Genomic DNA, 20153 nt, shown 5'->3' with positions numbered 1-20153 from the left:
TCACACCGCGTGTTCTTAGCGGTGGTGGACGCAACTGGTTTGTGCGAGCACATGTTAGTTTCCCAATATGTATGATGCAGTGCTGCTCCCGACGGACGGCAGTGAGGGAACACGGGCCGCGGTCGAACACGCCATCGACCACGCCAATCGCTACGACGCCGCGTTGCATGTCCTCTACGTGGTCGACGCGCGAATCGGTGGGGCCCGCGAGACGACACCCGAAATCGTCTTCGCGGAGCTCGAAGAACAGGGTCGTCAGGCGATAGAGGGTGTGCAATCACAGGCCAGGGGGGCCGACGTCGGCACTATCGAGGGCGTCGTCGCCCGCGGCGACCCTCACCAGGCGATTCTCGACTACGTGACGGCGGAGGATATCGACCTCGTGGTGATGGGCACCCACGGTCGAACGGGACTGGACCACTATCTCATCGGTAGTGTGACCGAGAAAGTCGTCCGACTGTCGGACGTGCCGGTCCTCACTGTTCCGCTGCCGGACCCCTGATTGTCCACATTTTTTGTAATCGGTGGCGAACAGTACGCTGTGATGGATGGTGGGGACCGCGTAACGTCGGCACTCGACGCGCTCTACCTGGTCAGGCGACGGCTCATGCACGCCGAGGCGGAAGTGGAAACCTGTGACGTGGCCGTCAGTGCGGTGCCCGACGTGTTCGACGTGCCTTTTGACGGGCTCTGGCTGTACGACAGCGAGTTACTCCTGCCCCAGGGCGAACGAGGCGTCCTGAGTATCGCCTCCGAAGACGCCGACGCCGTCTCCCAGGACGAACGCCAGGTCGCACGCGTCCTGTCGGCGAACATCGAATCGGCCCTCGCTATCGTCAAGCGCATCGTCGAGGCCCACGGCTGGGGGATGCGCGCCGGCGACAGCGTGGACCGTGGCGCCCGCTTCGGTATTTTCGGCCAGACCAGGTCGGTAACGCCGTTCCAGACGGAGTCACAGCGATGACCGCCGATTCTGTGATGCCGCTCTGTGTCGGCCTCGCTATGCTCGTGGGTGTCGTCGTGCTGGCCTATCCCGCCCCGCTATGGCTCCGGGGACTGGGCGTGGCCGTCGCGCTCTTCGTCGGCGTCTCGGCCGCGCTGTACACGCTCACCGCTCGCGACCTGGAGTACTGAGAGAGGGACCTACTGAGCCGACGAGCAGATAGTCAGTCGCTGGCCGAATGGTTATTATAGCGCACTAATCAGAGGACACCATGGACCGACGAGAGTATCTGACAGGCGTCTCGGTCGCCACAGCGACAGTGATTGCAGGCTGCCTGGGTGGCAGCGAGCAGTTCAACAATTTCGAGAACGGGCTGAAAGACAACAACGTGGACATAGAGAACGTCGCCAACGAAGAACGTCGGTGGGTCCTTGAGTATGTCCCCCGCGGAGAGGGACAAGAGCGGATCAATGAGCTCGGCGAGATTTTGCGTATTTACTCGGATACTGTCCCGACCCAGGAGGAAAACGAGGACCACCGACGGTTAGATATCATCCCGCTCGAAGCTGATGGGAGCCGCTCTGGGTCGCTGGAGGTCGACGCAGACAGTGCCCGCGCCTTCCGAAACGACGAGATTTCCGAAGAAGAATACATCTTCGACGTGATCAGCGGTAGCATCTCGTAGCAGCTCCTCTTGTCGCGCCTCGCACCGCTCGGGAGCTGCGTCTTCTCTCGTTCAAATCCCACTTCGCAGCTTTCGCTGCTCACGTCCGTTCGCACACAGAAGAGCCAGGGGTGGGATTTGAACCCACGAACTCTCGATTACAAGTCGAGTGCTTGGACCACCCAAGCTCCCCTGGCGCGTACCCAATCGTTGTCGGGGGACGTTTTAAGCGGTGTCGTTTTCCGTCGACTTTTCGAGTGTCAACCGATGGGGGGTGTAGCCGTGGGCGGCGTAGAACTGGCGGGCGGCCTCGTTGTCGGCCATCGCCTCCAGCTGGACTGTCGTCGCGCCGTCGGCGACCAGTCGGTCCTCGGCGGCCCGGAGCAGCGCGCTTCCGATACCCTCCCGACGAGCAGCCGGCGCCACGTAGAGGTTCTCGACGAGTCCCGGCGTGACGTCCTGTTCGTACCGACCGTGCTCTACGGTGAACATGACGAAGCCGACGACGCTCTCTTCGCGACGGGCCACCAGGAGGTCCTCCGCGACGATGCGCTGGACGACTGTCTCGCGGATGACGGCCCGGTTCTCCGGGCCCAGAAGGTGTGACCCGTACGACCGCTGGTCCCGTGCCAGATCGACCCACATATCGGTGAGTCGGTCGGCAAGCGCGGTCGACGGGGTCGATAGCTCCACGCCTCATATGGGGTTCCACGGGCGCAAAACTGTTGGGCCCCTACGGCGGCCAGCCCGTGCGCGACGGTCGCGTCCCCGGCTCACAGACGCAGGCTCCTGTTCAGCTATTGGGTCTCGGCGACACGAGCTTTTGGAACAGTACGGACGCCCGAAGCTTATATTATATATCTGAAGAGAGTAAGCAAAACGCATGGACAACCGACGACGGCGGCTACTCGTGGCGCTGGGTACCGCGACAGCCGGAGCGGTGGCGGGGTGTTCGGGCGGGCCGAACGACGCTGGCGAGCAGACCGGGACGCCGACGATGACCGGGACGCCGACACCGGCGGGGGACTCAATGGCCAGTCAGGAGCCACCGAGCGAACAGACAGCCAAGCTACGCGCCGGCGGCGAGGAGACGACGGACTCCTTCGGGAGCGCCGTCGAACTGTCGGGCGACGGGTCGACCCTCGTCGCCGCCAGCAGCTCGGATGAGTCGGTGCATGTCATCTCGCTCACCGACGGGGAGTGGACTGAGACGGCCCAGATCGAGCCCGACGAGAGCGGGCTGGGGGAGGTGTTCGGCGAGTCGGTCGCAGTCGACGGGGACGGGTCGACAGTCCTCGTCGGCGCCCCCGAAGACCGTTCCAATGACCACGAGGTCGGCGCCGCGTACGTCTTCTCGCGCTCGGACGGCGAGTGGAGCCAGCAGGCGGAGCTAACGACCGACAGACCCGACGAGTTCCTCGAGGTCGGCATCTCGGTGTCGCTGTCGGGCGACGGTTCGACGGCCCTCGTCGGCACGCCACGCGCAGACTCCACCGGGACCACCGGGAGCACGTCAGGGGCCGCGTACGTGTTCTCTCGCTCCGACGGCGAGTGGACGCAGGCGTGGACCCTCGTCGGCGAAGACACCGGAACCCTCGATATGTTCGGCAAGACCGTCGCGCTGTCGGCCGACGCGTCGACTGCGGTCCTCGGGGCCCCAGGCTACGGGGGCATCGACAGCGAGAAAGATGGCGCGGCCTACATGTTCGAGCGGTCGGGCGGCGACTGGACACAGCAAGCCAAGTTCACCGCCGACGACGAGTACTCGGAGGACACGTTCGCCCCCGCGGTCGAGCTCTCGGCCGACGGGTCGACGGCCATGGTCGGCGCTCCCGAACCGGAGGATTACTCCGAGGAAATCGGCAACGCGGTATACGTGTTCTCCCAGTCCGACGGTGAGTGGACCCGGGAGGACAGACTCAAGCCGAAGGGCGACCCCGGAGAGATCTACTTCGGAAACACGCTGTCCCTCTCGAGGGACGGGAGCGTTGCTCTCATCGGTGTGACCAACATCGGATACAGCGCCTACGTCTTCGCCAAGTCGGACGACTCCTGGGCACAGGAGACGAGGTTCATGGGCGACAAGGGGCACCTCAGCGCGTTCGGGTACGACGTCGGCGTGTCGGACAGCGGGGGTCGGGTAGTCGTCGGTGCTCCGGCTGAAGGCGACCCCGACCGTGAGGGGTCGGGAGCGGTGTACGTCTACGAGTAGCGTTACACGTCCCGACAGTCGGCACAGAGCAACTGGCCGTTCAGCGACGCCAGCGAGCGAGTGAGCGTCCCACAGGCCGAACAGATGCCCTGTTCTTCGAAGGAGTCTTCCGCGGCCGTGGTCCCGTCTGCGGTCGCCTGCTCGGAGGTCGCCATGGGGGCCTCCTCCTCGACTGTCTGGGTCCGTTCGCTCTCCAGGCGAACCGACGAGAGGATGTCGTGGCCGGTCAGCGTTCCCAGCGGTTCGCCGTCCTCGACGACGACCAGCCACTGGGTCGCGTAGGTGGCCATCCGGTCACGCGCTTCCGGGAGCCGGGCCTCCGGGCCGATGGACGGGTACGAATCGGTCATCACGTCGTCGACGATGGCATCCTCCGGGCTCCCCTCCGAGACGAGATGGCCAAGGATATCCGCCCGACTCACGACTCCGACCGGGTCGTTGCCCTCCAGAACTAGCGCTGTCGGTTCACCCTCGCGGACCAGCAGTTCTGTCGTCTCGACGAGCCCGTCCGACGCGCTCGCACCTACGTACTCGCGGTTCATCACCTCCCGGACAGAGACCGGGTCGTTCATACGTGAACATATGGCACGAAGTCGTCTAAAAGCTACCTCCGCCAGTGTTATGCTGTATGGTACCGAATACCAACGGCATTTCTTCTCTCGGTTTCTCGCTGCTCCGACCTCGCTACTGCTCTAGGGCTCCCGATGGTTGCCGGCTCGCCTGGTGGGCTTCTCTTCGGTCAGACCTCGCTATTGCGCACTGGTCGTTCCTCCCCGATCGCTTGCTCCGAGGAACCTCCCTTCGGTCGGTTCCTCGTTACTGCTCTCCGGCTCACTGCGTTCGCCGGTTCGCTTCGAGGTTTCTCACTCCGTTCGAAACCTCGCTATTCGAACCGAACTGTCGCCCCATCTGCCCGGCACTCCTCTAAGGCGTGTTTCGCGTCCATGCCGGCGTCGGCGGGCGCGCGTCCGCGGCCGACACCGACCTTCAGCTCGACGTCGACGGCGTCGCGGACGTGATCACAGGCATCACGGTAGTCCGCCTCGTCGAGGTCGGGACACACCGCGATGACGTTGTCCCCGCCGACGAAGAAGGAGAGTGAGTCGTGGGCCTCGCGCATATACTTCATCAGCGCGGCGTACCCCTGTTCGATCTGAATGAACGTGTCGAACTCGTTGAGCTGGTCGGTGTATTTCTCGGTCGCGTCGTCGACGTCGAAATGGGCCAGCTGGACGTCGGCGTCGGTCCGGAACTCGTCGTCGATGGTCTGGCCACGCAACACCTCCCGACGACCGTCGTCCTGTGCGCTGCCGGCTTCCTGGAGTTGCTCTGTGGCAGTCCCCAGCGCCGAGACGGGGGTCGTTCCCGTGGCGACCGAGAGACTCATCGTCACCGGGTATCGGTTGCCGACGGACTCCTGGATGAGGGCGTGGTCTGCCTCGTCGAGCCCGTTGGTGACAGCGATCATGTTGTCGAACCGCGAGAAGAAGATGTAGCCGTCGCGGTTCCCGAACAGCTGTGCGAGGTCAGCGTACAGTCGGGACTGCAACGTCTGGAGGTCGACTTCGCGGCGCGGCTCGGGCGTCACTGTCCACGGGCCGTAGTTATCGATCTGGATGTGCGTTACCTGCGTGTTCGTCACTACCGGGGCTTTGGACCCGACCGGTATTGATGTATCGAAACCGGGCCGGTATCACCCCTGTCTGGCGCTGTCGTCAGTTCGGAGTTCGACCGCGCCGAGCATCGAATCGTAGTCCACGACGTCCGTCGCCATCAGCTTCGGGAGATGGTCGGTGAACAGTTCCTCCGCCATCGCCTCACGCTCCGATGCCGGCACTGTCGACACCGGGTCCCCCTCCTGTGCGGCGACGACTGCCGCTGCCAGGTCCTCCACCACGACCGGTTCGTCTCTGGCCTCGAGAATCGCGAGCGCTCGGCGCCTGGTGTCGTCGGACAGCAGGTCCTCGACCACCGCTGGCGGCAGGTCGCCACCGATGTCGCTCTCGGCGTTCTGTGTCGCCATACGGACACCTACGCTGGCACCCCACAAGTATGTGTCGTGGGCACACACCACACTCCGCCGGGACGACGTCGTCAGGCGTGTTGCAGCCGGTAAGGCCACAGGTCCGCTTCGCGGAGTGCTTCACCGAGCGCCTGGTGGAACTCCGGGAAGTCCGCGAACTCGGTCTCCTCGACGTGCTCGAAGATATCCGCCACGCTGACGACGGTCTCGTAGTCGATTCGGACGGGGTGGTCGCCGTAGGCCGAGACGTACTCCTCACCCGAAAGCGGGAAGTCTTCGTCTTCGTCGATTTTCTTCGCGAGGATGGCGTGTCCGTACTTGCGCCGGCCCTCGCTTCCCTCTTCACCATCGGGGTCGTGTGGCCACTCCATGCCCGGACCTCGGGTCACCGACACAAAAAGGGTTGCTCTCCGCGGCTAGAACTGGTCGATGTCGTCGGAGCTACCGACATCGGTCCCGCTCAGGATGAGCAAGATACCCAAAAACAACAGCAAGGCGACTCCGATACCGCCCAGCAGATACTGCACCTCGAGCCCGAACACCGTCGACGACAAGAGAGCCTGCTCCGAGGCGTTTTCGTCGCTCCCATCGACCGTCGGCTCCTGGGTCTCCGTGGTCGTCTCCGTTACTGCTCCCGATTCTACGGTCCCCAGCTCGGACTGGCCGAGGGATATCCGAACGGGGTCAGACTCGTCGAGAACCAACCTGTAGATGCCTGGCTCCGTGACCCGATACGAGAGTGACACGGACGATTCCCCCGCCCCAGGAATCGAGACCCGCGTCTCGTTGACCTGCTCACCGTTGACCAACAGGGTACTGTTGTGCTCGGTGGCGACCGGCGCAGTGTTGTTGAGAACGGCCTCGAAGGTGAGTAAGCGCCCGTTTTCGGTCACCGCCGACCGGAGCGTGGTGCTCGCGACATCGACGTTGGGGTCGATTGTTCCGACCACGTAGGTCGACCCGCGCGTTGCCGTCGACTCGTAGACGACAGCGTCAGACCGCTCCGCTACCACAGCTGTTTCGAGTCTATCCCATGTCGTCCCGTTCGGCTGGTACATCACCACCTCGTCGCGGGAGAGCGACGAGTTCGCCAGCGCGGACCGTTCGACCCTGAACTGGACCGTCGATTGCTCGACGGTGGCTGTACTGTTCACCGTGAGAACCCCAAGGAGCGTCGAATCAGTCGAACTCGGTAGCGTCTCCGGCACCACAGACCGATTGCTGTACACCGTCAGTTCCTGTCGGAAGGCCGACTGTCCGGTCCGTGTCGACCACCGCTCCAGACCGAAGGCAGCGCTCGTCTGTGGCAGGTCCACGGTGGCGGACTCGGACTGAGAGGTCCCGTTCGCTCGGACGTCGATTCGGCGTCGGGTCTCGTTTTCCGCGACGATGCGGGCTCTCGCAGTCTGTACGGTCACCACAGCAGCCAGTTCGTCGTTCACCGTGACCTCGTAGGTCCCAGGTTCCCCGAACGACACGTTCCGGGAGACAGTCCTCGTTTCCTGTGAAGGTACTGAAACTCGCGGCTCCGCGAAATCAACGCCATCGCGTTCGAATTCGAACGTGTACCCGCCGCCGGAGCTACCGGCGTTCTTGACCGTCGACGTCACGGTGACGTTCTCGCCGACCGCGACCGTGGTCTCGGAGACTGTCGTCCCCCGAAAGCTCATCCCCGGGTTGGCTGTCACAGCTGGCGCCAGCGCTGAACAGACGACGACGGCGATACAGATTGCTCCTACCCGATACCCCCACCCATCCGGCAACCCAGTGCCTGAGATCATCTATTTACACCGATATGCAGAGGATATAAAGTACTTAGGATAGGAAAGCAGAGGGCCTGGGGTATCTCGAGTCAGGACAGCCAGCAGACGCCGGCTGTGGCCTCGCACTCAGAACGGGTCGAACGTTTCCGGTTTCCCACCACCACCGTCGCCGCCCCGGCGCAACAGGAGCAAGATGGCGACGAACGCTGCCAACGCGATGGCGAGTCCGCCGATGACGTACAGCGTGTTGATGCCGAAGACAGTCGACGGGAGTGGGTTCTCGACCGAATCGCCGTCGTCACCGCTGTCACCGGCCGGCGTCGCGGTCGTGGCGGCGGTGCCAGTCGGAGCCTCGCTCCCCGGTGTCGATTCGGTCCGCTGCGTTGCCGCTGCCTGACTCTCGGAGATGAAGACCGAACCGACCGAGGTCCTGTTGAGCTTGAGGTTGTAGCTCCCGGCCTCGGTGACCACGTGTGTCACCGAGAGGTCCGCGTCGCCACTCGCCGGTACCGCCACCGTCGTCCGGTTGACGGACTCGCCGTTTACCCGCATGACACCGGTGTAGGTGCCGGCTATCGGCGCGGCGTTACGCAACCGCGCCTCGATATACAGCCGCGGGCCGTCGGCGCTCGCCGTCGTCCCGTACGACGTGTTCTCGATGGCGATGTCCGCGGTCAAACGGCCGACGGCGTACGTCGTCCCGCGTGTCGCCGTCGCTTCGTAGACGGTCCGGTTTTCCTGCTGGGCGGCGACGCTCGTCGACAGCGGCTCCCAGACCGTGTCGTTGCGCTGGTACACTGTCACCTCGTCGCGCTCTAGCGTCGAGTTCGCCAGCACGGAGTCGTTGACGCCGATTCGCATGGTCGATTCCTCGAAGCCGTCGTCGCTTTCGACGTCGATGACACCGAGTAGTGTCGAGTGCTCGGGCGAGGGCAACGTCCCCGGCACCTCGGAGCGGTTGGTGTACTCAGTGAGATACTGCTGGAACGCAGTTTGTCCCGTCGTCGTCGACCAGTTCTGGAGGGCGAACGTGCGATTCGACGGTGGGATATCGAACGCAGTCGGCTCGGTCGCCGAGACCCCGTTGGCCCTGGCGTCGATGCGACGCTGGCTCTCGTTGGTCGAGGTGACCCGAGCACGGGCCGGCTGCACCGTGACGGACCCCGCCCGGTTGCCGTTGACACTGATTCTGTATGTCCCCGGCTCGTCGAAGCTGATGTTCGTCGAGACCCGACGGTCATCGTTCGCCGGAATCGTCGCGCGTATTCTCTCGAACCTGACGCGGTCACGCTCGAATTCGAATGTGTATCCGCCACCGGAGTCGCCGACGTTTACCGCCTCGGCGCTCACTGTGACGTTCTCGCCCACGGTGACGGTGGTCGCGGAAACCTCGGCTTTCCGGAAGCCGATGGCCGACTGGGCAGCCGCCACGGAGGCAAACATCGACCCGACGATGAGGACGACCAGACCGAGGGCGAGGACCCGATGCCCGCACTGCTTTGGAGACCAATCTGTTGACTGCATCTGCTTGAGGTGAACCAGACCAGTAATATAAAACCTCACGATAGACGAAAACAGCCAGTTTGGTTGACATTTTTGGGGGATTAGGCAGTTCCTCGGGTTCACATTCCGCTCACTGTCGTTCCCAGAGAAGCGGTGGGGCTGGGATTTGAACCCAGGAATCCGTGAGGATACCTGCTTTCAAGGCAGGCGCAATAGGCCGCTCTGCCACCCCACCGCAGGGAGTTCTAACGGGGGTTTGCCCTAAGGCCTGTCGGTTACTCGCGGACCAGACCGTCGGCGGTCACGCGGAGCCCGAACTCGTTGATGAGCGTCGTCGTCCGGGGTGGCACCACCCGCTCCGCTCGGTGGCGGGCACGGAGTAGCGGAACGACGGTCTGGAGGTCCGCCTGGGTCTCCACGACCGGTGTCGTCGGCAGGAAGTCGACCCCGAGGTCGGCGTCCATCGCCCGGTCGGTGAGCGTCTGAACAGTCGGGGTCGCGTACGCATCTTCGAAATCCACTGGCTCCGCGAACCCGGCGTAGTAGACGCGACCGTCGGTCGATGGGCCAAGCACCACACCGGAGGAACGCAGCTTCATCGCGGCGCTGTCGATAAGCTGGCGAGTCAGGAGGCCGGCGGTCGGCGTGACCGCAGCGGCGGTCTTGACCCCCTCACGTTCGAGCAGGTGCGTGACGGTGTTGCCGACGCGGGCCGCGTGCGTCGAACCGACCTGGACCTCGTAGCGAGCCTCGTCGGGTGCGTCGAGCGCCGCATCGAGCGGCTCGCGAACCGCGCGTTCGGGGTCTACGTCGTCGGGGACCTGTTCGTCGGGCCGATAGTTCACCAGTAACTCGGCGCCGCTGGCCTCGACGGCGCGACAGACGTCGGTGAGCATCGCCGTGTACAGCGCTGTCGCCTCCGATTCGTCGAGCGGTCCGCCGGCCAGCTCAGGCACGACGGCCCCCTCGACCGGCGGGTCCGCCAGTACAGCAACCGTGGTCATACCTCCCTGTCGGGGCGACGACGGTTAGTCGGTTCCGGACTCGCCGGACGAACTATGTTACTACGTAGCAACGTTCCGGTATGCAGGTCCGCGAACTCATGTCGACCGACGTGGTCACGGTCGCAGTCGGCGCGACCCTGGCCGACGCTGCCGATAGACTGCTCGATGCGGGCGTTGGTTCTGTCATCGTCGTCGAGGATGGGGACCCGGTCGGTATCCTCACCGAATCGGCCGTCCTCCGGGCCGCGCGGGACACCGGCAGCCCACTCGGTGATATCGACATCCGCGACGTGGGCCACGGGGCTGTCGTGACGACCACCCCATCGAAGGCAGTAACCACCGTCGCTCGGCTGATGGCCGACGAGGGCGTCAAAAAGGTCCCGGTGCTCGACGGCCTGGATTTGGTCGGCATCGTGACACTGACCGACATCGTCTGGGCGCTCCCGTCGCTCCGGGAGGAGGCGACGGCGATGGAGGGGGTCCGTGACAAGTGGAGCCCGCGGTGACGGTCGGTCTGTGGCGCCGCGGTCCAATCATGGCGCTGAATGATAAAATCTATTTGCATATTGTATGTGGTATAACCTGTAACTAACCGGTGGTGGGCAATGGAAAAGACGGAAATATATCACTGTGACGGCTGTGGGGCCCAGTATCGTGTCTCTGGGGAGGGGCAACCGACAGTGCTGTGTTCGGAGTGCAAACAGGTGGCGTCACCCCACGGTGACTCCGTCGCCGGGCGGGAATATCACGTCGGACACGTCAAATACGTCGAGGGCCGCCGGCGAACCACCGAGGCAATGGAACGGTTCGAGTCGGGAGATTTGCCCCTCGCCCGCGGTGGCTTCAACGATGCCGCCAGCGAGTTCGAAGACAGCGTCGACCACTTCACTTCGGCGGTGTCAGGTGCCGACAGCGAGTCGGTCCGCGAGGCCTGCGAGCGGGCGCGCAAGAAGGCGACCTGCATCTGGCAGGCCGTCGAGTGGCTCGGTGGGGCGACCTACGCCAGCGAACAGGGGGATACGGACCGCGAGAGGCGGTACCGCGAAGACGCTCAGCAGCGGCTCCGGACCGCAAAAGAGTACGGCGAACTCGTCGCGCCGGAGAACGTCACTGAGTAATCTCGTCAGTCCTCGGCGGACCCGACGGACTGACCGCTGCCGTCGGTCTTACCGACCCCGCCGACCTTTCGTCTGGCGGTAGTCCTGACCCAGCACGTCGCTGAAGTGGTCGAGGAAGGCAGTTCGTTCTTCGTCGGTCTGGTCGGCCGGCGGAATCATCGGGAGAATCTCGAATCCACGCCCGCGGATGGTCGTCGCGTGGCGCTCATCGATGTCGAGTTCGTCCTCGCTCAGCGTCGTGTACTCGAAGGCCAGTTCTTCGAGGGGGCGCTGCCCGACGGGGAGGAGGATTTCCGGGTTTATCATCCGTATCTCGCTGTTGAGATACGGCTCGCAGTTGACCACCTCCTCGTCGGTGGCGTCGCGCTCGGGGTGGCGACAGCGAGTGACGTAGGTCAGGAAGGTGTTCTTGAGTTCCGGTTCCTCGGCGTCGGGGTCCTCGACCATGTCGACGGCGTCGAGGATGTCGAGCAGTTCCCGTTCCTGCTCGTCGGTAAAGGGAATGCCCGACTCGTCGGTTCCCGCCGCGGGCGAGTCGCCCAGCACGATGAACTCCGCACCCACGTCACCGTAGCCGTGGACGACGTTCTCGCGAGTGTCACACAGCTCCGGGCAGTTCTGGCACTGTTCGTCCATGCCGAAGGGGTTCGACATCGACTCCTGATTGGCGTCCATTATTGGTCCTTGTCGATAGTTTTCGCGTGGGTGTCGGCGTCCTCCGGGTCGTTCTGCGGGCTGGAGGGGTGGTAGTCCGTGTCGTATTCCCCGGGCCGACCGTCGAGCCGGTCCGGATTGATGCGTCCGCCCAGCAGCATGAAGTCAAGCACGGTGCAGTACAGCATCGCTTCGACGACCGGGACGGCACGCGGCGGGAGCACGGGGTCGTGACGACCGGTGACCGTAATCTCCTTCTCCTCGCCGGTTTCCCAGTCGACTGTCTTCTGGGTCTTCGGGAAGGAGACGGGCGCGTGCCAGGTCACTTCGCCGTAGATGGGGTCGCCGGTCGTGATACCACCCTGGAGGCCGCCGTGGTCGTTACCGACGGGGACCGGGTCGCCGTCCTCCGAGAACTCCCAGTCTTCGGTGTACTCCGAGCCCCGCATCGTGCGGGCGTCCCGACCGACGCCGAGTGCGAGGTCCGTCACGGCGGGGATAGAGTACATCGCCTGGCCGAGCCGCGAGGGAATCGAGTCGAAACGGGGCGCACCCAGCCCGCGAGGGACGCCCTGACATTCGAAGTAGATAGCGCCGCCGATCGAGTCGCCCTCCTTCTGGTGTTTATCTGCGAGGTCGCGCATCTCCTCGGCGGCCTCGGGGTCGGCACAGCGGACCTCGTTTTCCTCGCTGTGTTCGAGCATCTCCTCGAAGGTCACGTCGTCGGCGACCACGTCGCCGATCTGGCAGACGTGGGCCTTGATCTGGACGTCGAAATCCGACTGCTCGAGGACCTGCTTGGCGACGCCGCCGGCGGCGACCCAGTTGACTGTCTCGCGGGCCGACGAGCGGCCGCCACCGCCCCAGTTCCGTGTTCCGAACTTCGCGGAGTACGTGAAGTCGCCGTGTGAGGGTCGCGGAGCCGTGATGAACGGCTCGTACTTGCCCGAGCGGGCGTCCTTGTTCTGGATGACCATTCCGATGGGCGTCCCCGTGGTGTAGCCGTCCTGAATCCCGGAGTTGAGCTTCACCTTGTCCGGTTCGCCCCGGGAGGTCGTAATCATCGACTGGCCGGGTTTGCGCCGGTCTAAGTCCTTCTGTATCTCCGCTTCGGAGAGTTCGACGCCCGCTGGGACGCCCGAGACCGTACAGCCCATCGCTTCGCCGTGAGACTCACCGTAGGTCGTCAGCCGGAAGAGCCGGCCGAACTCGTTGCCGTTCATTACGAACGTCTGGGGGGCGGGGACATTTGAACCTTGTAGATGTATGGGGCCATCACCTGGGGCCAGAGTGTTGGAAAAAATACATATGTGCCGGTGGAGTACTGACATAGAATGTCAGTCGTCACCGAAATCACGGTCGCAGCCAGCGAGTTTCTCCTGGGGAGGGTTCTCGCACGGGGTTCCGTGGCGGACATAGAGCTGGAGCGAGCGGTTCCGGCCTCCGGACAGGTGATGCCCTACATCTGGGTGAGCGACCGGGACCTGCCCGAGTTCGAGCGGCAGGTCCGAACGAGCCCGCACGTCGCGCGGCTGATTGCTCTGGACGTGGTCAACAATCAGGGGATGTACCGCATCGAGTGGGCCGACGACGGCGAGAGCCTCGTCTACGGGCTCTCGGAGACCGGGGCGACGATTCTCGCGGCGGGCGGCGACGATATCTGGGAGTTGCTCCTCCGGTTCGACGACTACGGCGGCCTGGCCAGATTCCACACCTACTGTCGACGCGACGGTATCGAAATCTCTCTGGACCGGGTCTACTCCCCCGAAGAGATAGAACAGGTGGGCGGCGAGGACCTCCGCACCCAGCTCTGAACCAGCGGACTACCGCTGGACCGCGCCACCCAATCCGGGTCCTCGCCGAGAGACGGGGCGACAGGACGCCCCTACCGCTCGACTGCGGCCCCGAGAGATTCGAGCAGGTCGAAGAAGTTCGGGAAGGAGACGTCGACGTGTTCGGCGCCGGTGACGGTGGTCTCGCCGTCGGCCACGAGGCCGGCGACGGCAAGTGACATGATGATGCGGTGGTCTGCCTTGCCGTCGACCGTTGTGCCGCGTAGTTCGGAGTCCTCGCCGTAGACGACGAGTTCGTCCCGTTTCTCCTCGACTCTGGCGCCCATCTTGGTCAGTTCCTCGGCCATCGCGCTGACGCGGTCGGTCTCCTTGTAGCGGACGTGTTCGGCGTCGGTGATGCGGGTGACACCGTCGGCGGCCGCGCCAAGCGTCGCGATGGTGGGCAGGAGGTCCGGCGTGTCCTCGACACCGACCTCGATTCCCGAAAGCTCGCTTCGCTCGACCGTGATTTCGCCGCTCTCGCGGTCCCAGGACAGTGTCGCGCCCATCCGGTCGAGAATATCGACGATGGCGGTGTCGCCCTGCGCGCTCGGAACCGCCGACGTGACGGTCATCCCCTCCGGAGCGGCCAGTGCACCCATGGCGAGGAGGTAGCTGATAGATGAGAAGTCGCCCGGGACGTGGTACTCGCCGCCCGCTGGGTCGTAGGACTGACCGCCGGCGACGGTGAAGCCGTCCGTCGTCCGCTCGGCCGTGACCCCGTAGTCTGCGAGCACTTCGAGCGTGATGTCGACGTACGGCGAGGACTTGAGCTCGGTCGTCAGCTCGATATCGATGCCCTCGTCGGTGACGGCCCCGGCCATCAGCAGGGCGGTGATGTACTGCGAGGAGACGTCTCCGGGGATAGCCACCGACCCGCCGTCAACGGCGCCCCCGACGACGAGTGGGGCCTGACCGTTCTCACGCGTGCTCTCGGCACGGCCCTCGAGCTGGCCGACGGCGTCGAGCAGTGGGCCCTGTGGCCGCGAGCGCAGCGAATCGTCGCCCGTCAGCACCGTCAGCCGGTCCTGGAGCGCCGCTGTGGCGGTGACGAGTCGCATCGTCGTGCCGCTGTTTGCGCAGTCGATGACGGTGTCGGGCGTCTCGGGACGGCCGTCGAAGCCGTCGACTTCGATGGCCTGCTCGTCGCTCCGGTCGACGCTGCCGCCGTAGGCCGTGACGGCCCGCATCGTCGCCTTCGTGTCGGCGCTCACGAGCGGCGCTTTGACTGTCGCGCCGTCGGCGTAGCCCGCCGCGAGGAGGGCCCGGTGGGTGTAGCTCTTCGACGGTGGGGCCTGTGCCTCCCCTGCGACCGTCGACGTGCCGATGGTGATATCCATGCTCGGGCGATTGCAGGCGGGCGACAAGAGGCTACCGCTCTCGGAACTCTGCACGGAAAATCGGAGTTACAGACGAACCGCGCCAGCGACGAACGCGACCAGCGGGACGGCGACGGCGACGTGTAACAGGACGAGGACGCCCTGTCCGACCGCGGTGAGGCCCAGCGACGGCGCGATAGCGACGACGGGGATGAGCATCACGACGAAGACGCCGGCCGACAACACCGTGAATTTCCGGACCGGTCGGTCGGTGACGCGGACCAGGACAGCGTAGGCGACGGCGGCGCCGGCGCCGGAGACGACGGTCGACATGACGATGGGAACTGCGCCGAACGGGCTCTGGGCGCCGCTTACGCCGAGGTCGAGGCCGAGTGTGGTAACGATGGCGGAGACGACGAGCGCCGCGACGACGCCGACGAGGACGCCGCCGGTCGTACGGCGCGTGAGGTCTCCGGCGCCTGTGGCGATGGGATAGCGTGAAGAGATTGTTGCCATACCTTCTAGAGGGTCGCTGAGGGTATAAACCAGTAGCCTTGATGATACTGAGGCGGTGGAGGGGGGTCTCCACAGACCTACTGGACGTTCGCGCTGGACGCTCGCTGGAGCATGTGGACGGCGACGCTGCCAAAGGCGACCGCCAGCGCGAGCAGAACCGCGACCGCCGGGACGAGCGTGTCGTAGATGCCACCGAACGCCGTTATCTCGACGACTGTCATCACATCACGACCGAGCATGATAGCTCGCGCAGCGTCGACGCCGTATGTCACGGGGTTGAACCGCGCGACGGTCTGAATCCATCCCGGGAGGACCGCCAGCGGGAGGAAGGCCGTCGAGACGAACAACAGCGGGAACTGGAGCAGGTTCGCGCCGATGATGGTCGACTCCTGGTCTTTCGTGATGACGGCGATGGTGTTCGAGAGCGCGCTGAACCAGAACGAAAAGAGGATACCCACCCCGACGATGCCCAGCGCGCCGACGGCACCCGTCGCGACCTCCGCCCCCAGCAGGACGCCCAGCCCGATGATGATGAGTATCTGGGCCGCGATGCGGACGACCTCGGCGGCGGTCTTGCCCAGGAACACGGCGGTCCGGTTCATCGGGCTGACCAGCACCTTCTCGAACATCCCGTTCTCGATGTCGTTGACCAGTCCAACGCCGGAGGTCGCCGCTGCCGCCAGGGCCACCTGCATACAGATAGCGGGCACCAGATAGGTCTCGTAGCTGATCTCCGCGGCCCCCTGATTCACCGCGCCCGTGGCGACCTGGCCGAACACCTGCGTAAAGAGGACGAGGAAGATGATGGGCTGGACGAGCGAGACGACGAGGACGAACGGGTTCCGGACCGCCTTGATGTTCCAGCGGACGAAGTTGACCCAGACGTCGCCCCGGAAGGAGTTGCCCGAGCGGGTAATTTCGGCTGGCTCCTCGTCCGCCGTCGGACGCTCGGAGCTCACGGGCCAGTCCCCCCGTCGGCAGCGAGGGAATCTACCGGCTCGGAGCCCTTCTCGGTCTCGACGTGTTCGCCAGTAATGGCGAGGAACACGTCATCGAGCGTCGGTGCCCGGACGTTGAACCCCGTCACGGCGATGTCGGCGTCCCGCAGCGCGACCAGCAGGTCGGTCCCCCGCGAGCGGGCCCGCTCGGAGGTCACGGTGATGCCCTCCGTGGTCACGTCGACGGTCGCGTCGGCCTCGAAGAGGTCGACCGAGCGAGCGATGTCGGCGGCCGCTTGCCTGTCGCTTTCTCCGCCGTCGACGTCCACTTCCAGAATCTCCCCGCCGACCTCGCGTTTGAGTTCCGCCGGCGAGCCCTCGGAGACGATTTCGCCGTCGAGGATGACGGCCAGCCGCTCACAGAGGGCGTCGGCCTCCTCCAGATACTGGGTGGTCAGGAAGATGGTCGTCCCGCGCTCGTTGATACGTCGGAAGTACTCCCAGAGGCGGTTGCGGGCCTTCGGGTCGAGTCCGGTCGTGGGCTCGTCGAGGAACACGAGCGGCGGCCGGTGAACTAGCGCCGTCGCGGCGTCGAGGCGTTTCTTCATCCCGCCCGAGAAGTCGTCTGCCCGCTTGTCGGCCACGTCGGCGAGGCCCACGAGGTCCAGCAGTTCGTCGATGCGCTCGGCCCGCTCGCTTCGGGCCACGCCGTAGGAATCACAGGCAAAGCGGAGGTTCTCGCGAGCGGTGAGTTCGGGGTCGATACTCGTCTCTTGAGCCATGTATCCCACCGTCTCGCGGACCGCCCGCCCCTCCCGCAGCGCGTCGAACCCGTTGACCGTGATGGAGCCAGCCGTCGGCCGAAGGAGGGTCACGAGTGTCTTGATGGTCGTGGTCTTGCCTGCGCCGTTGGGCCCGAGAAAGCCGAAGAACTCCCCACGCGGGACCGTCAGGTCGATACCCCGCACGGCCTGGGTCCCGTCGGCGTAGGTGAGCTCCACGCCCTCGGCACCGATTGCGTCGTCGGTCACAGTTGGGGGAAGGGTCGCCAGAGTGATATACTCCCGTCTCCGCGCTGTCACAGCCGTTACGACACCTCGTGGTAACGGTGTGGTTCGGGCCGCTCTCCTGACTCACTCGACCGAGATATCCACAGTGTCTCTCGCCCGCGTCCCGTCGGCGAAGGTCACGGTCAACTGGACCGTGTACGTGCCGCGCGTGTCGAACTGGACCTCGGCGTAGTCGTCGTACTCGAGGATGCCCGCACCCGACCCCGAAGGCTGGGCGATGATCGAGAAGTCCGCGTCCGCGACGGTTCCGCCCGAGGTTTCGTAGGTGAGCTCGACACTGGCCTCCCCGTACTCGTCAAGCGTCACCGGTCCCCCGTCGTACTGTATCGTTGCGGTCGACTCGCTCTCGGGCGGCGTCGCGGTGGCCGCCGTCTCAGTCGACCCCGCTTCACCCTCGGTCGTCTCCCTCCCCGTTCCATTACAACCAGGTAGCAGGGCCACGACTCCACTCACGATACCGAGAAACGTCCGCCGGCTCTGTATCATGGCACAGACTCCTGAGGCGGGAAAATAACTGTTCCGGCCGCTACATCGCCTCGCTTCGTATCGTGGTTGCTTTGCTCGCTCCCAGTTCCGTTTCGTCGCCAGTTTGCATCACCGTCCGGGCCTCGATGGTATGCGTGTAGTCGTCGACGTTCGAGTGGACTGCATACGTGACCTCTCCTTGGGTCCCACAGAGCGCCCGTGAGTTGGATGCCAAACAGCGTTCGTCTCCTGCAGGTGGCAGTGAATTACCCGCCAGTTGCCGGATTGTGTCCTCGGCCACAGGATATGAACGAGTCAGCAGACGGCGGTAGCCCTTTGCCGTCCCCGCCCCGACTGGCTGGTATGCCAGACTTCGCCAGACTCGACGACTTTCTCGAATCGACCGACACGGACGGCTACCTCATCGACGCGGACTCGACGGATTCAGACCAGTACTACCTCTCCGGGTTCGACGCCCCGGACCCCTTCGTCACGCTGTACGACGGGGAGACGCACCTGCTCTTTCCCCGGAGCCTGGAGTTCGGGCGGGCCAAACGAGAGTCGCGTGCCACAACGGTCGAACGCTACGTCGATTTCGACCACGCCGAACTGGTCGAGGAGCACGGCTCGGAGGCGGCGGTCTCGCACGTACTCGCCCGATTCCTCGAGTCCTACGGCGTCGACAGTGTGGCGGTCCCGCCGCGGTTCCCGCTGCGGACCGCCGACGGCCTCCGGGCCCGGGGCGTCGACGTGACGCCCGACACCGACGGGACCATCACCGAGATTCGCGCGACCAAGACCGACGAGGAAATCGAGCACGTCCGGGCGGCACAGAAAGCCAACGAGGCGTCGATGCAGGCGGCTGAAGACCTGCTTAGTGCAGCGAGGGTAGCCGACGACGGCACGCTGCAGTACGACGGCGAGGTACTGACCAGCGAGCGCGTCAAGGAAGAGATAGAGGTGACGCTGCTGCGCCACGGCTGCTCGCTCGACGAGACTATCGTCGCCTGCGGGGCCGACGCTGCCGACCCCCACGACCGCGGTAGCGGGCCGCTGACCGCCGGGGAGCCGATCATCCTCGATATCTTCCCCCGCGACAAGACGACGAAGTACCACGCCGACATGACCCGGACGTTCTGCAAGGGCGAGCCCAGCGACACGGTACGAGAGTGGTACGACCTGACCGAGCGGGCCAAGACGGCCGCCTTCGACGCACTGGAACCCGGCGCCACGGGAGCGGACGTCCACGACGCCGTCTGTGACGTTTACGAGGCGGCTGGACTGCCGACGCTGCGCAGCGACGACCGCGCCGAGACGGGCTTCATTCACTCCACCGGCCACGGTGTCGGCCTGGACATCCACGAGCTCCCCCGGCTTTCGCCCTCGGGCGATGAACTCGAACCCGGCCACGTCGTCACCATCGAGCCGGGCCTGTACGACCCCGACATCGGTGGCATCCGCATCGAGGACATCGCCGTGGTCACCGAGGACGGCTACGAGAACTTCACCGAGTACGAACAGCGCCTGGTCGTGTGAGTGTCTCTCGGTAGGTGCCAGGTCAGTTCGAGGGATAAATCATGAACTTTTATTACATATGGGGAGAAAGCAGGTGGTACCTCATGCTTGTACGCATGCTTCACACGCCAGGACGCGAGGATTCCACTACCGACCACCGCTGCGACCCGACACGACCCCCCGGATGACAACCACAATCACGACCCCGACCGACGACGAATCGTATCCGACCCCCGAGTTTGGCACCCGTTCCACGGACGGCGCGCCGCTGATGTTCTCACCGACCAGTACGGCGACCGCCGGCCACTTCGACACCGAGGCAGACGAGCCTCGCTGAGCAGTGCTGTCACTGGCATCGTGACACAATCGTTTTCCGCCCCCGTGGCATGGCTCAGATATGGCCGATTACACCACGGTCTCGATACCGAAAGACCTCGCCGAACGCGTCGAGGAGACTATCGAGGGGACCAGCTTCTCCAGTACGTCGGACCTCGTCCGTTTCCTGCTTCGCAGTATCGTGGTCGAACACCAGCGCGAAGGGGAACTGACGGAGGCACAGTTCCAGGATATCACTGACCAGCTGCGGGACCTGGGCTACCTGGAGTAGCGCACCC

At 64.7% G+C, this 20153-nt stretch carries 27 protein-coding genes and 2 tRNA genes; 11 read left to right on the top strand and 18 right to left on the bottom strand.

Annotation, left to right across the window (positions count from 1 at the left end):
• Positions 1-67: 67 nt before the first annotated feature.
• The 4 genes from EGD98_RS06410 (at position 68) to EGD98_RS06395 (ending at position 1628) form a co-directional block, all read left to right on the top strand.
• Positions 68-502, top strand: a complete 435-nt coding sequence (locus EGD98_RS06410; protein WP_220587513.1) for a universal stress protein — start codon at positions 68-70, stop codon at positions 500-502.
• Between the two features lie 39 nt (positions 503-541).
• On the top strand, positions 542-964 hold the full coding sequence (locus EGD98_RS06405; protein WP_220587512.1) for an ATP-binding protein: 423 nt from the start codon (positions 542-544) through the stop codon (positions 962-964).
• The gene (locus EGD98_RS06400) at positions 961-1134 is read left to right on the top strand and encodes a hypothetical protein (protein WP_220587511.1); all 174 of its coding nucleotides are present in this window, start codon (positions 961-963) and stop codon (positions 1132-1134) included. Before EGD98_RS06405 ends, EGD98_RS06400 begins: the two co-directional genes overlap by 4 nt.
• An 80-nt stretch (positions 1135-1214) precedes the next feature.
• Entirely contained in the window at positions 1215-1628 is a 414-nt protein-coding gene (locus EGD98_RS06395; RefSeq protein ID WP_220587510.1) for a DUF8159 domain-containing protein, read from the top strand.
• A gap of 102 nt (positions 1629-1730) precedes the next feature.
• Here EGD98_RS06395 and EGD98_RS06390 read toward each other — a convergent pair.
• Positions 1731-1804: transfer RNA gene (locus EGD98_RS06390), tRNA-Thr, on the bottom strand.
• Between the two features lie 28 nt (positions 1805-1832).
• Positions 1833-2300: a GNAT family N-acetyltransferase gene (locus tag EGD98_RS06385; protein WP_220587509.1), complete on the bottom strand. Its 468-nt coding sequence runs from the start codon at positions 2298-2300 to the stop codon at positions 1833-1835.
• 190 nt (positions 2301-2490) lie between these two features.
• On the opposite strand from EGD98_RS06385, the gene EGD98_RS06380 reads away from it, so the two are divergent.
• Complete coding sequence (locus EGD98_RS06380; protein WP_220587508.1) at positions 2491-3819, top strand: FG-GAP repeat protein; 1329 nt, start codon at positions 2491-2493, stop codon at positions 3817-3819.
• 2 nt (positions 3820-3821) lie between these two features.
• Here the strand turns inward: EGD98_RS06380 and EGD98_RS06375 are convergent, their stop codons facing one another.
• The 8 genes from EGD98_RS06375 to EGD98_RS06340 all read right to left on the bottom strand — a co-directional run bounded on the left by EGD98_RS06375 (position 3822) and on the right by EGD98_RS06340 (position 10112).
• A complete protein-coding gene (locus EGD98_RS06375) occupies positions 3822-4391 on the bottom strand; it encodes a CBS domain-containing protein (protein ID WP_220587507.1) in 570 nt (189 codons plus the stop codon).
• A 311-nt stretch (positions 4392-4702) separates the two neighbouring features.
• Positions 4703-5461, bottom strand: coding sequence for a GTP cyclohydrolase III (locus EGD98_RS06370; RefSeq protein WP_220587506.1), 759 nt, complete (start codon positions 5459-5461; stop codon positions 4703-4705).
• A gap of 51 nt (positions 5462-5512) precedes the next feature.
• Complete coding sequence (locus EGD98_RS06365) at positions 5513-5842, bottom strand: DUF7344 domain-containing protein (RefSeq protein WP_220587505.1); 330 nt, start codon at positions 5840-5842, stop codon at positions 5513-5515.
• 71 nt (positions 5843-5913) lie between these two features.
• Positions 5914-6213 (bottom strand): DUF5785 family protein, encoded by a 300-nt coding sequence (locus EGD98_RS06360; protein WP_220587504.1) that lies wholly within the window; start codon positions 6211-6213, stop codon positions 5914-5916.
• 45 nt (positions 6214-6258) lie between these two features.
• Entirely contained in the window at positions 6259-7623 is a 1365-nt protein-coding gene (locus EGD98_RS06355; protein WP_220587503.1) for a PGF-pre-PGF domain-containing protein, read from the bottom strand.
• A 108-nt stretch (positions 7624-7731) separates the two neighbouring features.
• Positions 7732-9129: a hypothetical protein gene (locus EGD98_RS06350; RefSeq protein WP_220587502.1), complete on the bottom strand. Its 1398-nt coding sequence runs from the start codon at positions 9127-9129 to the stop codon at positions 7732-7734.
• 130 nt (positions 9130-9259) lie between these two features.
• Positions 9260-9343 (bottom strand) — tRNA-Ser (locus tag EGD98_RS06345).
• Positions 9344-9383: 40 nt separating this feature from the next.
• Complete coding sequence (locus EGD98_RS06340; protein ID WP_220587501.1) at positions 9384-10112, bottom strand: glycosyltransferase family protein; 729 nt, start codon at positions 10110-10112, stop codon at positions 9384-9386.
• A gap of 80 nt (positions 10113-10192) precedes the next feature.
• On the opposite strand from EGD98_RS06340, the gene EGD98_RS06335 reads away from it, so the two are divergent.
• Both EGD98_RS06335 and EGD98_RS06330 read left to right on the top strand, forming a co-directional pair.
• The gene (locus EGD98_RS06335; protein ID WP_220587500.1) at positions 10193-10618 is read left to right on the top strand and encodes a CBS domain-containing protein; all 426 of its coding nucleotides are present in this window, start codon (positions 10193-10195) and stop codon (positions 10616-10618) included.
• A 99-nt stretch (positions 10619-10717) separates the two neighbouring features.
• Entirely contained in the window at positions 10718-11230 is a 513-nt protein-coding gene (locus tag EGD98_RS06330) for a hypothetical protein (RefSeq protein WP_220587499.1), read from the top strand.
• Between the two features lie 48 nt (positions 11231-11278).
• Here EGD98_RS06330 and EGD98_RS06325 read toward each other — a convergent pair whose 3' ends face one another.
• Both EGD98_RS06325 and aroC read right to left on the bottom strand, forming a co-directional pair.
• A complete protein-coding gene (locus EGD98_RS06325) occupies positions 11279-11905 on the bottom strand; it encodes a uracil-DNA glycosylase (protein ID WP_220587498.1) in 627 nt (208 codons plus the stop codon).
• Positions 11905-13107, bottom strand: coding sequence for a chorismate synthase (aroC, locus tag EGD98_RS06320; RefSeq protein ID WP_220587497.1), 1203 nt, complete (start codon positions 13105-13107; stop codon positions 11905-11907). The genes EGD98_RS06325 and aroC overlap by 1 nt, the downstream gene beginning before the upstream one ends.
• A gap of 111 nt (positions 13108-13218) precedes the next feature.
• On the opposite strand from aroC, the gene EGD98_RS06315 reads away from it, so the two are divergent.
• Positions 13219-13698: a bacterio-opsin activator domain-containing protein gene (locus tag EGD98_RS06315; protein WP_220587496.1), complete on the top strand. Its 480-nt coding sequence runs from the start codon at positions 13219-13221 to the stop codon at positions 13696-13698.
• Between the two features lie 71 nt (positions 13699-13769).
• Here the strand turns inward: EGD98_RS06315 and aroA are convergent, their stop codons facing one another.
• The 6 genes from aroA to EGD98_RS06285 form a co-directional block, all read right to left on the bottom strand.
• Complete coding sequence (gene aroA / locus EGD98_RS06310) at positions 13770-15056, bottom strand: 3-phosphoshikimate 1-carboxyvinyltransferase (protein ID WP_220587495.1); 1287 nt, start codon at positions 15054-15056, stop codon at positions 13770-13772.
• 66 nt (positions 15057-15122) lie between these two features.
• Positions 15123-15551, bottom strand: coding sequence for a DUF6069 family protein (locus EGD98_RS06305; RefSeq protein WP_220587494.1), 429 nt, complete (start codon positions 15549-15551; stop codon positions 15123-15125).
• A 77-nt stretch (positions 15552-15628) separates the two neighbouring features.
• Positions 15629-16510, bottom strand: coding sequence for an ABC transporter permease (locus tag EGD98_RS06300; RefSeq protein WP_220587493.1), 882 nt, complete (start codon positions 16508-16510; stop codon positions 15629-15631).
• Positions 16507-17520, bottom strand: coding sequence for an ABC transporter ATP-binding protein (locus tag EGD98_RS06295; protein ID WP_328762199.1), 1014 nt, complete (start codon positions 17518-17520; stop codon positions 16507-16509). The genes EGD98_RS06300 and EGD98_RS06295 overlap by 4 nt, the downstream gene beginning before the upstream one ends.
• 102 nt (positions 17521-17622) lie before the next feature.
• Complete coding sequence (locus tag EGD98_RS06290) at positions 17623-18045, bottom strand: hypothetical protein (protein ID WP_220587492.1); 423 nt, start codon at positions 18043-18045, stop codon at positions 17623-17625.
• A gap of 40 nt (positions 18046-18085) precedes the next feature.
• Positions 18086-18259, bottom strand: a complete 174-nt coding sequence (locus tag EGD98_RS06285) for a hypothetical protein (RefSeq protein ID WP_220587491.1) — start codon at positions 18257-18259, stop codon at positions 18086-18088.
• Positions 18260-18387: 128 nt separating this feature from the next.
• Between EGD98_RS06285 and EGD98_RS06280 the strand changes: the two genes are divergently transcribed.
• The 3 genes from EGD98_RS06280 (at position 18388) to EGD98_RS06270 (ending at position 20146) form a co-directional block, all read left to right on the top strand.
• Entirely contained in the window at positions 18388-19560 is a 1173-nt protein-coding gene (locus EGD98_RS06280; RefSeq protein ID WP_220587490.1) for a M24 family metallopeptidase, read from the top strand.
• 163 nt (positions 19561-19723) lie between these two features.
• Positions 19724-19876, top strand: coding sequence for a hypothetical protein (locus EGD98_RS06275; RefSeq protein WP_220587489.1), 153 nt, complete (start codon positions 19724-19726; stop codon positions 19874-19876).
• A gap of 60 nt (positions 19877-19936) precedes the next feature.
• Positions 19937-20146, top strand: a complete 210-nt coding sequence (locus EGD98_RS06270) for a ribbon-helix-helix domain-containing protein (protein WP_004593281.1) — start codon at positions 19937-19939, stop codon at positions 20144-20146.
• Positions 20147-20153 lie beyond the last annotated feature (7 nt).

It is taken from the genome of Haloarcula salinisoli, assembly GCF_019599405.1.
Taxonomy (GTDB): domain Archaea; phylum Halobacteriota; class Halobacteria; order Halobacteriales; family Haloarculaceae; genus Haloarcula; species Haloarcula salinisoli.
Note: the sequence above shows the minus strand (reverse complement) of the source record. Positions and strands in the feature narration are given on the sequence as shown.